12 protein-coding genes are annotated in these 13,260 nt (G+C 68.6%); 5 read left to right on the forward strand and 7 right to left on the reverse strand.

The genetic code is table 11. The features are described 5' to 3' along the window. Positions 1-150: 150 nt before the first annotated feature. On the reverse strand, positions 151-327 hold the full coding sequence (locus CLV34_RS16470; protein ID WP_157803853.1) for a hypothetical protein: 177 nt from the start codon (positions 325-327) through the stop codon (positions 151-153). Between the two features lie 391 nt (positions 328-718). Then, positions 719-1,321 (reverse strand): hypothetical protein, encoded by a 603-nt coding sequence (locus CLV34_RS16475; protein WP_157803854.1) that lies wholly within the window; start codon positions 1,319-1,321, stop codon positions 719-721. A gap of 340 nt (positions 1,322-1,661) precedes the next feature. On the opposite strand from CLV34_RS16475, the gene CLV34_RS13450 reads away from it, so the two are divergent. Together CLV34_RS13450 and CLV34_RS13455 are read left to right on the forward strand one after the other, a co-directional pair. Beyond that, the gene (locus CLV34_RS13450) at positions 1,662-2,222 is read left to right on the forward strand and encodes a recombinase family protein (protein ID WP_100350836.1); all 561 of its coding nucleotides are present in this window, start codon (positions 1,662-1,664) and stop codon (positions 2,220-2,222) included. Between the two features lie 153 nt (positions 2,223-2,375). After that, a complete protein-coding gene (locus CLV34_RS13455; RefSeq protein ID WP_170044690.1) occupies positions 2,376-5,900 on the forward strand; it encodes an RHS repeat-associated core domain-containing protein in 3,525 nt (1,174 codons plus the stop codon). 273 nt (positions 5,901-6,173) lie between these two features. Here CLV34_RS13455 and CLV34_RS13460 read toward each other — a convergent pair whose 3' ends face one another. The 5 genes from CLV34_RS13460 to CLV34_RS13480 all read right to left on the reverse strand — a co-directional run bounded on the left by CLV34_RS13460 (position 6,174) and on the right by CLV34_RS13480 (position 10,063). Next, on the reverse strand, positions 6,174-7,019 hold the full coding sequence (locus CLV34_RS13460) for a hypothetical protein (protein ID WP_100350838.1): 846 nt from the start codon (positions 7,017-7,019) through the stop codon (positions 6,174-6,176). A gap of 51 nt (positions 7,020-7,070) precedes the next feature. After that, the gene (locus CLV34_RS13465; RefSeq protein ID WP_100350839.1) at positions 7,071-7,358 is read right to left on the reverse strand and encodes a hypothetical protein; all 288 of its coding nucleotides are present in this window, start codon (positions 7,356-7,358) and stop codon (positions 7,071-7,073) included. Between the two features lie 87 nt (positions 7,359-7,445). Next, on the reverse strand, positions 7,446-8,081 hold the full coding sequence (locus CLV34_RS13470) for a zeta toxin family protein (RefSeq protein ID WP_100350840.1): 636 nt from the start codon (positions 8,079-8,081) through the stop codon (positions 7,446-7,448). A gap of 169 nt (positions 8,082-8,250) precedes the next feature. Next, positions 8,251-8,694: a hypothetical protein gene (locus tag CLV34_RS13475; protein ID WP_100350841.1), complete on the reverse strand. Its 444-nt coding sequence runs from the start codon at positions 8,692-8,694 to the stop codon at positions 8,251-8,253. A gap of 64 nt (positions 8,695-8,758) precedes the next feature. Then, positions 8,759-10,063, reverse strand: coding sequence for a hypothetical protein (locus tag CLV34_RS13480; RefSeq protein WP_157803855.1), 1,305 nt, complete (start codon positions 10,061-10,063; stop codon positions 8,759-8,761). 27 nt (positions 10,064-10,090) lie between these two features. Here CLV34_RS13480 and cmk point away from each other — a divergent pair, with 27 nt between their 5' ends. The 3 genes from cmk (at position 10,091) to der (ending at position 13,175) form a co-directional block, all read left to right on the forward strand. Further along, positions 10,091-10,837 carry a (d)CMP kinase gene (gene cmk / locus CLV34_RS13485; RefSeq protein WP_100350843.1) on the forward strand — a complete coding sequence of 249 codons (747 nt, stop codon included), beginning with the start codon at positions 10,091-10,093 and terminating at the stop codon, positions 10,835-10,837. Beyond that, complete coding sequence (locus CLV34_RS13490; protein ID WP_100350844.1) at positions 10,834-11,511, forward strand: lysophospholipid acyltransferase family protein; 678 nt, start codon at positions 10,834-10,836, stop codon at positions 11,509-11,511. The genes cmk and CLV34_RS13490 overlap by 4 nt, the downstream gene beginning before the upstream one ends. 101 nt (positions 11,512-11,612) lie before the next feature. Beyond that, positions 11,613-13,175: a ribosome biogenesis GTPase Der gene (der, locus tag CLV34_RS13495; RefSeq protein WP_100350845.1), complete on the forward strand. Its 1,563-nt coding sequence runs from the start codon at positions 11,613-11,615 to the stop codon at positions 13,173-13,175. Positions 13,176-13,260: the final 85 nt, after the last annotated feature.

Consider the following 13,260-nt stretch of genomic DNA (forward strand, 5'->3'; position numbering starts at 1 on the left):
TGCGGCTACCAGGCCCCGAACGTCTACGAGCAAGCCGCCTCGACCGCTACGCTGGCGACCGCCGCGTAATCACACCCCGTGTCCACAAACCGGGGGTAGGGCCCGTAAGCGAGCCGTCGGGCAGCTCGCTAGTGCGGCTGCCCGACGGCGTCAGCCTGCAGGAGCGATGTACGCGTACGCGGCGGTGGCGCCGCTCGGTAGGGCAGCGATATCCAGGGCGACGGCAGTCACTGACGTGAAGCGGCCAAGGCCATCGGCGATCTCGTTCCCGTCGCATGGCACGTCGGCCGTCATCAGCACCGCACCTCGATCGTTGCGCACTGTCACGCGTGACGTCCCATGAGGCGCGCCGTAGCACTGAACATGCGTCAGATAGGTCTGATTCGGCTGCGCCTTGCCTCTGACTTCCGGATCCGACGCTTTTGAACCGGCCAGACTCGCGGACGCAATCGTTCCTCTTGGTGTCGATGGCGGTGTCGCAGGTACCGGCGTCGGGGTGGGAACTGGCACCTGGACAGCAGGTGCTCCCGGTGACGGCGGGCTCGCAGCAGTGGGCGACCCGTCGTGGCCGGTGCATCCCGCCAGCGCGAGTACGACGAACGCGCTGCCCGCAAGCAACCCTCGTGTTCGATTCACTCGATCCTCCTTCTCATGGCCGCCTCGCTTCGACAGGGCGGGTTGGAGCGACCACTCCAACCCGCCCAGCCGACCTGCTAGGTCAGGACGAAGTCTCCCAGTAGTACCAACCCTCGGTCGTGCTCGGGTACGTGATGGTTCCCGTCGTCGTGGTGGTCGAGCACGTCGTCGAGGTGTGGACCTTCTTGAAGTTCACCTTGTAGCCGTAGCTCACGTACTGCACGTTCCCGTACTTGCCGGACGTGATGTTGTGGCTGTAGGTGTTGGTGTCGGACGTGCTGTTGGACTCCACGATGGTGCCGGAGACCTCGACCTTTGCCTTGGCCCAGACGGCGCCAATCTCGACGCTTCCTCCGACCGTCGTCGATGCGCTGGCAGTGCCTGAGTACGAGTGCGAGACCGTCAGAGTGCCGCCCGGGCCGTCCCGGAAGATCTTCAGTCCCGTACCCGTGAACGGCACGCGAGTCGTCGACGACGACGTGATCGAGTACGAGTCCGGGATGCAGCAGTTGGCGTCCGGGGTCACGCTCTCGGACGCCTGGCTGGCCTGCGTGGTTCCGTCAGGCGCGACGTTGACACACGGGCTCGCGATTGCTGCCTGGGCCAGGCCCGTCGGCACTCCGATAGCGAACGCGCCGACGAGGAGCCCTACTGCTGCGTAGCGGGTGGTGTTGCGAATCTGCATGGTTCCGAAATCCCTTGCTTCAGAAGTTGTCATGCACTTGCGCCGGGCCCGGCGGGAGTGAGGTTAGGACTCAGCAAGAGCCGCACCAAGTAAATGCCGGTAACGTTTGTGTTACGCAACAATCCCGGCGCCTAACTGCCTCGGGCACCTAACGCGCGACGCGCTAGCTCGCCTCCCAGCGATACCTACAGACGCCAGATCTCAGGCGCGCAGAATCGACCGTTTTTGAGCGACACGCCGACGACCGCGACACGCCGGGCGACACGCCGGTCAAAAACCACTCTCAAAACCTGGTGTCTGTCAGAAGGTCCGGGGGAGGTTTTCGGTACCGTCTCGGGGCATGAGTCATGTCTTCGGGTACGCCCGGGTCTCCACGACGGGGCAGAGCCTTGACGTCCAGGTCGATGCCCTCGTCGCTGCGGGCGTCGATGCGCGGTGGATCGCGCGCGAGACGGGGTCGGGCCGGCGTGATGACCGTCCCGAGCTCGTGCGGATCCTGGGCCAGGTTCAGGCGGGCGACACGCTGGTGGTGGTGCGCCTCGATCGGCTGGGGAGGTCCGCCGCACACCTCGCGGCGCTCGTGCGCGATCTCGACGACCGGGGCGTCACGCTCCGGTCGCTCACCGAGTCCCTGGACACCTCGACGTCGTCGGGCCGGTTCGTCGTCCACGTCCTCGGTGCGATGGCACAGATGGAGGCGGACCTGATCCGGGAGCGCACTCTCGACGGGCTCGCCGCGGCTCGGGCACGCGGACGAGTCGGTGGGCGCCCCACGGTCATGACACCCGATCGGCTTGCGGCCGCGCGCTCGTCCCTGGACGCCGGTCAGCCCGTCGCCCTCGTCGCCCGCGCTTTGGGTGTGTCAGAGTCGACGATCCGTCGCCACAGCTCTGCTTCATGAAGCGGGATGGGGAAGTCGCGCAAGGTATTACGTTCCCCCTGTTGCGAATTTTCGATCGCCAGGGCTACCGTCATTGACGACGCACAGGAGCGCCAGGGACAGAGCAACGTCGCCGTTCGCCGCCAGGGGGAGTCTCGAGTGAATACGTCACGTGTGATTACCGTGCTTGCTGCCGGAGCGATGAGCCTCTCGGCCATCGTCGTGCCAGCAGCCTCAAGCACAGCCACCCCAGTTCGGGTTAGGACTGCGGCAGCGTCGACGCAGCCGGAGAGCCTTCCGCCGGGAGCCAAGAAGGTAAAGACCGTTCCGGGGCCAACGCCAACCCGCCCGTGGTCGCCGCCGGCGAGTGCGATGGGATCAGGTCTGGGGAGCGGTGATTCAGCTTCGGAGGCGGTCCAGCCCAACGTCGCGGCACCAGCGCCGGACGAGGCGGCCGGGGACAATGGCTCTTACACGTTCCAGCAGTTCTGGGCAGGCGGCGGAAACGGCGAGCTCGCCATCAAAGTAAACGTGGGCTCCGGCAACCTGTTCATCAAGGAACTGCTCGGCGCAGTCGCTGGTCCCGGTGTGGCGCCCTCAGCCTCCCTCGTTTTCAACTCCCAAAGTGTCCCGTCCAAGGGGGCGGCGGGTGGTATTTGGGCGACCGACTGGGACCTCACCGGCCTAGACATCACGAGCACCAAGGTCACCTTCTACGACGGTACAGGTGAACACTGGGACTTCACCGGCTCAGGCACCTCGTGGACTGCCCCAGCAGGAGTGAACGCGTCTCTGAAGAAGAACAGTGACGGCACCTGGACGGTCAAGTACAACCGCACCGGACAGAAGCTTCAGTTCAACAGCTCAGGCTGGCTGACGAACCACACAGACCGCAACGACGTAGGTTCCGAGTACAAGTATTGGAAGGGTGGTGCCGCAGACGGACTTTCCGGCTACATACTCCAGAGCGGTCCCGGCGTAGGGCAGAACTTCGCCGACGGCAAGGACGACCTGGAGTTCGGGTACCAGACTTTCGCCGATCACCCGGCCGCTTTACTCGCTAGCACTACCCAGGTGGGCGCGTCCCATAACGGCCTCGATACAGTCGAGTACGCGCGCCAACCCGATAACACACTAACGAGCGTGAACGGCCACGTCCTACCCAGTGTGAACAACTACCACCGGAGCGGCGAGCAGTGGACCGTCACTTACGATACGCAGGGGCACATCACCCAAATCACCACTTACCCCTACGCCGGCACCCAGCCGTCGTCAACTCCTGACCGGACGATCGCGTTCACCTACGACTCCGCGAACCGCGTTACGAAGGTCACCCAGTCCCGCAGCGGCGAGACTTCCGTCGTCACGGCGTACGCCTACAGCTCCGCTGGGACGACCGTCACGGATCCGCGTGGTAACACCATCACGTACGACGTCGACTCGAAGTACCGGGTAACCAAAGTCACCGACCAGCTCAGCCAGACGAGGTCGCTCACCTACACCGCCAACAGCGATGTCGCCACGAGCACCGATGGCTTCAGCACAGGCGGGGGAGCCGGTCATGTAACTACTACGTCCTACGACTCCAACAATAACGCTACCAAGGTCGCGCTCCCCACTGGCGCCGCGGCCCAGGCGATTTACACCTCAGGAACCAACTGCCCAGCCGGCACGACCGGAGACGCCTACCAGGCAAAATGCACGATCGATCCGTCAGGGAACAAGCGCTCTGCCACGTACGACGCGGCCGGCAACCTCACCAAGTCAACGGATACGACCAGTGGTGGCACCGCCGAGAGCATCTCCTACACCAGGGAGAACGGGAACGGGACGGTGTGCGGGGGTGCCCAAGGGCAGGTGTGCACCGCGACGGACGGCAATGGCAAGGTGACGAAGTACGCCTACGACCACGGAAATCTCGCCACGCTGACCCCGCCGGCCCCACTTGGGCCAACGACGTACCAGTACGACGAGAGGAATCGCGTCACGGGGGTGACGGACGGCAACGGTCATGCCACGACATACACGTACGACAACTTCAACAACATCCTGACCATGAAATTCGCCAACGGGCAGAAGATCACCCAAGTCTGGAACGCTGACGGCACACTCGCGAGCAAGACCGACACTCGCACGGGCGCGACGATCACCTACTCATACAACTTGCTCGGCAAGCAGACCGCGCAGACGGTCAGCACGCCCAGTGGCAGCGGCATCAGCGCGACCGTGACGATGACGTACGACGCCAACGGCAACATGCTCACCAGCGACGCCACCGGCTCCACGCTGACGTACACGTACGACAAGACCAACAAGGTCACCCAGATCCGGGAGGCTGGCGGGACGTGCCCGAGCAGCGGGAACCCCGCAGCGAACTCCGGCTGCACCCTGTTCAAGTACGACAGCAACGGCCAAGAGATCGCGCGAATCTTCCCAGGCGGTGCCCGCCAGGACACCACTCGAGACGCCTCCGGGCGGCCGACCCGCATCACAGCAAAGGACGGCGGCGGGACAGTCGTCGCTGACGTGGGGTACGCCTACTCTTCGTCAGGCGCCGACACGGACCTCATCCAGACCCGCACCAGCTACATCGAGCAAGGAATCCCCGCCGGGGCGGTGACCACTTACTCCTACGACTCCAAGTCCCGGCTCACGAAGGCTGTCGAAAAGAGCGGGTCGACGACGAACGCATCCTGGGCCTACGCCTACGACAAGTCGGGCAACCGTACGTCCCAGACAAGATCCGGCAACACCGGCTCCACCTCTGGATCGACGACATACACGATCAACGCCGCTAACCAGATCACCTCCACCTCTGCCGACACGACGACGTGGACGTACGACGCTGCTGGCGAGCTCACCCGCAACGGCATCACCGGACAGACCTACACGTACGGAGACCGCCTCGAGGCCGCTACTTCCGGGACGACCGCGAACACCGTCTTCGGCCCAGGCAACGGAACCAGACTCCAGGCCGGGACGACGGGATTCTTGTCCACCTCAGCAGGGCTGGCTAGGTCACTCAACGGAACCACGGCCTACAACTGGCCGCGCGACCCCAACGGGACCGCGATCAGCTACAACGGCACTTCACCCCACTACTACGTGCTCGACGCCACTGGATCAGTCATCGGGATCTTCAGCGGGACCGGCGCCTGGAGCGGCGGCTACTCCTACACCCCCTTTGGTGAACGACGGTTCACCTCGACGGGGTCGGCCGTCACTAGCAACACCGTAAGGTTCGCTAACGGGTACGAGGACACCGTCAATATCTACAAGCTCGGTGCGCGGTATTACGACGCCACACTCGGCAGCTTCACCCAGTTCGACCCAGCCGGTCACGAAGCAAACCCGTACGCCTACGCGAGCGGAAACCCTGTCATGTTGGTTGACCCTAGTGGCCAGTTTTCCATCGCGAACTTTGTCGGTGGCGCGGTTGGCGGTGTCGTGGGCGGGTTTGTGGGGACAGCACTCTGTGGCACTGCTGCAGTGTTTACCGCAGGCCTTGCCTCCGTGGGATGCTTCATCGGAGCAGCGGTCGGGGGTGGTCTCGGCGGTGGGATTGGTGGAGCCATCACCGCTGGCTTGTCGGGAGGTAGCTTGGCAGGGGGTGCTGCCGACGGGGCTGTATCAGGCTTCGCGCTTGGAGCGTTTGGCCTCCTTGGCGGTGGACTCGCCGGGTTGGCTGGTGCGCTTTGACGGGGATGGGAGTGCAGATTGGGTAAGTCGCGACGCGTCCTCGGGATGACGGTCCCAGGATTCGCACTCTTGTGCTTCTTCGTTTTGGGTGGGGGTGTCGCTTTGGTGAGCGCGCTCATTACTGGTGCAACCGGACTCTGGGTCCTGCCCATTCTCGTCGGATTCGGCGTGGCATTTTCGGTGGTCATTGACCAGGTGCTCAAGAGCCGGGAATAGTGAAGAGCCCCGGGTTTGATGGGGGCTCTCAAGCAGTGCCGATGGCTAGAGGCAGCTCTAGAGGTCGTCGACCCAAGCGAGCAGGCTGGTGGTTACGAGAATGGCTTGGACGGTGTTCCGCTTGCTGAACTGGCGCCGTGCTGCAGAGTGCGCGGTGGCGTGTCGTGAGTAGTTCGAGGGGACGATGTCGTCGTAGCGGTAGTTCGGGTGCGCGCCGTAGACGGGCATCAACGCGATCGCCTGTATAACCTTGAACTCGTCAAACACGGTTTCGTCGCGGCGCGTGATGCGGCCCGTGCGCGTCACCGCTTCACGGATCCGCTTGTCAGCAAGCACGGTTCGGGCGGCGCCGTCGAGGGCGGCAGTCGCACCTGCTTGGGCGGAGATCCAGTGGCCATCACGCGCCGCGGCGATCGCGTCCCGCACCATCACCACCGCGAATCCGAGTTTGGGCGGAGTCGTCTGCTCGAGGACGGCGTCGCAATCGTCGAAGATGTTCCGGGCTTCGGTCCCGAGGAGCCGTCGACGAGCCGCCACATCGGGGGCGTTCTGCAGGCGACGGACGAGCGAAGCGCGCGGCGCCCCGTACAGGCCGATGCCCTCCTCGCGGCCGATCTCAATGATCTCCATGATCTTCAGGTCGGAGCCGACCTCGCGCAGGTTGGCCGGTAGCGACTGCGCGAACATGGCAGCAGCGTTCAGACCGCGGAACAGGTTGTGCGACATGGGCACGAAAGCCCTTGCGAACGACTTCATCCACGCGGCAGCTCCGGTCGACAGCACCGGCTGGCGCGAGGTGAAATCCAGTAGCGCGCGCTGCAGCTTGGGGCCCGCGGGCCAGAAACCTGCGAACTTGAGGTAGGTGCTGGCGAGCTCGCGCGGCGGATCATTTAGGTCAGGCATTCCGTGAGCGTACGGGTGGCCGCTGTCGTTGAGTTACGCGCTACCAACAGCCTAGATATGCCGCTCGACGTCCGTGACATCGAGCCAGATGGAGCGGACATCCAAGCGGAGCTCGCGGGTGTGGACGAGGATGAGTCGTCCGCAGTAGGCGTCAGAGGTACCGGCGATGGTTTCCTCGCCGTCAGTTGACCAGATGACGCGAGCGGTGACGCGGACGGAGGGCATGTCGATCTGGGCGCGCCTGGCGGGTACTGGGTGGGCGTTGAGGACGGTCTGCTGCACCTGGTCCGTCCAGGCGTACGACGCCTGCGATGGCGGTAGGGGTGCGCGGCCGAACATGTGTTCGAGAGTACGGTGACGTCGCCCCGACCACGCCGAATGACCCGTTCGCTGACGTGGGTGTTCAAGGTTAGGACCGGAACCAAGTCAGGTGCACTGCTCGGCCGCCGGCCACACCGGCCTCTGACGTGCGAGCACCCAGCGGCCGCCGAGGTGGTGGGCGTCGCCGTTCTCGAGGGCTTGGACGTAGTCGTGGCGCCAGCGCCCGCGGATGCGGGCTTCGGAGACCTCGAAGGGGACTTCGACGTCGACGACGTCGATGGTGTAGCCGGCGGCGGTGAGCTCGCGCCCGAGGCGTTCGGCTGCTTCTGGCCATGCCTGGACGGAGTCGATGATGACGTTGAGCCCTTCGCGCATGGCTTCCTCGCGGGCCCGCATCGCGAGGTAGGACGACTCGACGTGGACCAGGGAGCTGAGCTCGAGGGGGTAGAACGGGTCGCCGGCCTGTTCGGCGGCCGCGATCGCGGCCGGCTTGATGAACGAGTCGTAGGACCCGTCGGCGATGGCCTGGCTGAGCAGGGCTTCCTTGAACTCGTCGGGGTCGATGCGCAGCCACGCGCTCTCGTCGTCGAGGAGCTGCTGGCGCATGCGCGACTTGCCCGCGCCGGGCGGCCCGGCCATGACGAGCGCCCGGTGGCCGACCTGTGCGCCGGGCTGGCGGGCACGGTGCTCGTCGATGAGCTGCCGGTGCAGGCGACGTCGCGACGGTGTCGCCGCGTCCACGTCGGCGCCGATGAACCACTCGGTGTTCGCCGTGGTGGCGTTCGGTCCGTGGTGTCCAGCGGGCCGCCGCGGACGACCATCTCCCGGACGTGCTCCTGGTGCCGGGTGACGTCCGCGTCGGTATCGCTCACGCGCCCCGAGGATTCCGTACGCGCACCTCAGCGTCCAATCAGGACGTGACGGCGCGCGCGATCTGGACGTAGGCGTCCTCGTCGATCAGCTGCTCGTCCATCGCCCGCCCGACCTCACCGATCGTGTGCGACCCGGGTTCCTTGACCATCAGGGCGTCGTAGTCGTCCACGGGTGCGGGGCTCGGGTCGTAGGGCCACCGGGTCAGCTCGTCGATCATCCGGTCGCGGTCGATCTCGCCGGCCGCGTACCGCTGCGCGATCTCGTAGGGCGAGGCGCCGTGGAACTGCGGGTCCACGTCCTCGACCGAACCGGCGAGCTTGCTGATCGCGGCCTGCGACACAGCGAGCTCCCGGGCGAGCTCGACCTGCGTGACCTGCCCCGCCCGGACCAGGCGGCGCACCGCCCGCGCGTAGTCGACCGGCGCCAGGTCGCGCCTGGCCCGCAGCACCCGCAGCTCGCGGATCTCGTCCATCGTGTCCATGACTCTCCCTCCCTGGCCAACAACCGCAGGTTATACCCTGGGTGTTCGGGCGGCGAGCGGACCCTCAGGACATCTGCGGGCCCGTCACGGTCGGTGCGGCGACGGGCGGGGCGTGGTGCTCGTGCCCGCTGGCCGGGGTGGCGGTGTGGTGTCGCAGGTCGCGGGCGCGTTCGGTGAGCTGGTCGATGCGGTCGCTGAGGGTGCCCGGTCCCGCGGGTTCGGGTGCCGCGGCCGCCGGCGGCGCGGGTTCCGGGGTGTTGTCGGTGATGGTCATCTGGGCTTCGACGTCGGCGAGGCGGGCCCGGGCGTCGGTGAGGGCGCCGGCGTGCTTGAACGGCTGGTCGAGCTCGGTGGTGGCGCCGGTGATGGCCCGGGTGGTGCGGTCGCGTTCGTCGATCAGGGCGGCGAGGTCGGCGGGCAGCTTGGTCAGGTGGTTCTCGATCTGCCGGACGGCGCCGACCCCGGTCCCCTCGAGGTCGTCGAGCGGGATGGTCCAGGTCGTGCGCGGTGCGCCCGCGATCGACAGGACGAGCGCGGCGGACCGGCCCAGCGCGGCGCCGCGCGCGGCCGCCTCGATGGTGTGCCCGCCCGCTTCGGCCAGGGTCCCGAGGGGGACGTCGCCGTCGCGGCGCGCGGACAGGATCGTGGTCGCGCGGACCCGCACCCAGCGGGCGACCTGCGCGCCGGCATCAGCCCGGGACCGTGCCGGGGGTTGCCCGGCGACGCTCATCTCGAACGCGTCACCCGCGGTCGAGCGCGTGGCCGCGACGGCCTGTTCGAGGCGGGGGATGTCGCGGTCGGCGGCCGCGACCGTGACCCGCCCGGTCGTGATGGTGTGGGTCAGGGCGCCGCGGTTCTGGTGCCAGGCCCGTTCGAGGCGTTCGAGGCGTAGGACGTCGGCGGCGGCCTGCTCGCGCTCCATGACGAGCGGGTCGCCGGACGACAGGGCCTTGACCTCCCCGAACGACAGGGCGGTGTCACCGATGTCCTCGATCTCGCGCACGTCCAGCCGCCCGCGCATGATCTGCGCGATGAACTTAGCCTTGCGTTCGACGGTCTGCCACGAGTACGCGTCGAACGACCGCTCCACGACCCACCGGTAGATCTGCACCTCGGGGTTCTGGTTGCCCTGCCGCAGGATGCGCCCGTCGCGTTGCTGCAGGTCCGCGGGACGCCACGGGCAGTCCAGGTGGTGCAGCGCCACGGCCCGGTCCTGGATGTTCGTCCCCACGCCCATCTTCGCGGTCGACCCGATCAGCACCGCGACCTGCCCGGACCGGGCCGCGGCGAACAGGCGCCCCTTCTCGGCGTCGAACCGCGCAGACCGTCGGCACGTGCTGGGAGCACGGGTAGCCTGTCGGGCGGACATGATCCGCACCACCAGAACAGGACCACCGTGACCCTCGTCATCGCCATCGACGGCCCCTCCGGCTCCGGCAAGTCCAGTGTCGCGAAGGCCGTCGCCCGCGACCTGCACCTCGCCTACCTCGACACCGGCGCCATGTACCGGGCCGCGACATGGTGGTGCCTGCACCAGGGCATCGACCTCACCCGTACCGACGACCCCGAGGTCGCGTCCGCCGTCACGGCGGCCGTGCTGGCCCTCCCGCTCGTCATGGGCGTCGACCCGGCCGCACCGGCCGTGCACGTCGACGGCATCGACGTCGGCGCGGACATCCGCACCGACCGTATCTCCGCGGCCGTGTCCGCCGTCGCGACCAACCTCGACGTCCGCGCCGAGCTGCGCCGCCTCCAGCGCGCCGCCATCGACGCCGAGCGTGAGGGCGGCTCGTTCTCCGGCGGTGCCGGGATCGTCGCCGAGGGCCGCGACATCACCACGGTCGTCGCCCCCGACGCCGACGCGCGCGTCCTGCTCACCGCGTCCGAGGAGGCCCGCCTCGCCCGCCGCGCCACCGAGCTCCACGGCGACGCCGGCGCCGCCGCCGTCGAGGCGACCCGCGACCTCGTCGTGCGCCGCGACGCCGACGACTCCACCGTCTCGACCTTCCACGTCGCCGCCGACGGCGTCGTCACCGTCGACTCGTCCGACCTGGACCTCGACCAGACCGTCGAGGCCGTCCTCACCGTGATCGCCGACGCCACCCGCCCCACGGTGCAGCCCACCGCGCAGCCCGGCGCGTGACCGAGGCCCGCCGCACGCCCGACCTGCCGTCGCCCCGCGGCCCCCGCTGGTCGCGGCAGGTCGGGCGCGCCCTCGCCCGCGGCCTGTGGGCGACCCGTGTCGTCGGCGCCGAGCACCTGCCCACCGACGGTCCCGTCATCGTCGCCGGCAACCACACCGGGGTCGTCGACGGGCCCGTCCTGCTCGGCATCACGCCGCGCCCCCTGCACATCCTCGTCAAGGACGAGATGTTCACCGGTCCCGTCGGGTGGGTGCTGCGCCACGCCGGACAGGTCCCCGTCGACCGCGGCACAGGACGCGCCGCCCTGACGACCGCCCTCGGGCTGCTGCGCCGCGGCGACGCCGTCGGGATCTTCCCCGAGGGCACGCGCGGCACCGGTTCCGTCGACGCCACCCGCGGCGGCCTCGCGTGGCTCGCCCTCGAGTCCGGGGCACCCGTCGTGCCCACCGCGATCCTCGGCACCCGTCCCACCGGGCGCGGCAAGAACCACGTCCCCGCACCCCGGGCCCGCCTGCACGTCGAGTACGGCGCCCCTGTCACCGTCGCGCGCACCCCCGGGGTCAGCGGACGGCAGGCGCTCGCGGACGCCGCCGCGGCACTGCACGACGCCCTCGCGGCGCACGTCGCGGCCGTCGCCCGGTCGGCCGCGGACGGGCGGACGACCGGCTCCTGACGCCCGCGACACCCGCCCGCACCCACCCCCTGGCGGCGGTCCCGGCGCCCGTCTCGGTCGTCGTGTCGTGGGAAGGCGCCCGGACCTGGGAGAATCGAGGCATGACCACCCCCGACGACTTCGGCTCCTCGACCGCGTCCGAGCAGGACGACGTCCCCGTCGCCCCCTCGCCCGATGACGCTGCCGTGCCTGCTGAGCCTGCCGTGCCTGCTGAGCCCGCCGACGCGGAGCAGGACGAGGTCCGGGAGCGGGCCCTGCGCGCGGGGCTGCGCGAGTACGAGCTCGACGACGAGGACATCGCGCTCCTCGGCACGGGCGACCTCGACCTCGACGAGGGCGGCGCTCCCGAGGTGCTGCCCGTCCTCGCGATCGTGGGACGCCCCAACGTCGGCAAGTCGACGCTGGTGAACCGCATCCTCGGCCGCCGCGAGGCCGTCGTCGAGGACGTGCCCGGTGTCACGCGTGACCGCGTGTCGTACCCGGGGGAGTGGGCCGGGCGGCGCTTCACGCTCGTCGACACGGGCGGCTGGGAGGTCGACGTCGCCGGGATCGACGCGCGCGTCGCCGAGCAGGCCGAGGTCGCGATCGAGCTCGCCGACGCCGTCGTGTTCGTCGTGGACGCCACCGTCGGTGCGACGTCCACCGACGAGGACGTCGTGCGCCTGCTGCGCAAGTCGAAGAAGCCGGTCGTGCTGTGCGCCAACAAGGTCGACGGTCCCCGCGCGGAGGCCGACGCCGCCGCCCTGTGGAACCTCGGCCTCGGTGAGCCGTACCCCGTCTCCGCGCTGCACGGCCGCGGCACCGGCGACCTGCTCGACGCCGCGATGGACGCCCTGCCGACCGAGTCCGCGCACGGGGTCCCGCTGCCGCAGGGCCCGCGCCGCGTCGCGCTCGTCGGTCGCCCCAACGTCGGCAAGTCGTCCCTGCTGAACAAGGTTGCGGGCTCCGAGCGCGTCGTCGTGCACGAGACCGCGGGCACCACCCGCGACCCGGTCGACGAGCTCGTCATGCTCAAGGGCGTCCCGTGGTGGTTCGTCGACACCGCCGGCATCCGCCGCCGCGTGCACCAGACCAAGGGCGCGGACTTCTACGCGTCGCTGCGCACCCAGGCCGCGATCGAGAAGGCGGAGGTCGCCGTCGTGCTCCTCGACGCGTCCTCGACCCTCACCGAGCAGGACACCCGCGTCATCACGCAGGTCGTCGACTCCGGGCGCGCCCTCGTCCTCGCGTACAACAAGTGGGACCTCATGGACGACGACCGTCGCCAGTACCTCGAGCGCGAGATCGAGCGTGACCTCGTCCAGGTGCAGTGGGCCCGCCGCGTCAACATCTCCGCGAAGACCGGCTGGCACGCGGAGCGCCTCGTCCCCGCCCTCGAGACCGCGCTCGAGTCCTGGGACACCCGCATCCCGACGGGACGCCTCAACGCGTTCCTCGGCGAGCTCGTGGCCGCCCACCCGCACCCGCTGCGCGGCGGCAAGCAGCCCCGCATCCTGTTCGCCACCCAGGCGTCCACGCGTCCGCCGCGGTTCGTGATCTTCGCGACCGGGTTCCTCGAGGCCGGGTACCGGCGCTTCATCGAGCGTCGCCTGCGCGAGACGTTCGGGTTCGAGGGGTCGCCCATCTCGATCTCCGTGCGCGTCCGGGAGAAGCGCAAGCGCTGACCACGCTGACGGGGCGGGGGAGCAGGCACCGAGCCTGCGCCCCCGCCCCGTCCGTCTGTCCTGCCCAGCACGCTCGCCGCCGCCC

Origin of the sequence: Luteimicrobium subarcticum, assembly GCF_002798015.1 — a bacterium.
GTDB classification, from domain to species: Bacteria; Actinomycetota; Actinomycetes; order Actinomycetales; family Cellulomonadaceae; genus Luteimicrobium; species Luteimicrobium subarcticum.

Coding starts and splice junctions, on each gene's coding strand:
- CLV34_RS16475 (WP_157803854.1), bottom strand. CDS start 1,321: ATGCAGATTCGCAACACCACCCGCTACGCAGCAGTAGGGCTCCTCGTC.
- CLV34_RS13450 (WP_100350836.1), top strand. CDS start 1,662: ATGAGTCATGTCTTCGGGTACGCCCGGGTCTCCACGACGGGGCAGAGC.
- CLV34_RS13460 (WP_100350838.1), bottom strand. CDS start 7,019: ATGCCTGACCTAAATGATCCGCCGCGCGAGCTCGCCAGCACCTACCTC.
- CLV34_RS13465 (WP_100350839.1), bottom strand. CDS start 7,358: ATGTTCGGCCGCGCACCCCTACCGCCATCGCAGGCGTCGTACGCCTGG.
- CLV34_RS13475 (WP_100350841.1), bottom strand. CDS start 8,694: ATGGACACGATGGACGAGATCCGCGAGCTGCGGGTGCTGCGGGCCAGG.
- CLV34_RS13480 (WP_157803855.1), bottom strand. CDS start 10,063: ATGTCCGCCCGACAGGCTACCCGTGCTCCCAGCACGTGCCGACGGTCT.
- der (WP_100350845.1), top strand. CDS start 11,613: ATGACCACCCCCGACGACTTCGGCTCCTCGACCGCGTCCGAGCAGGAC.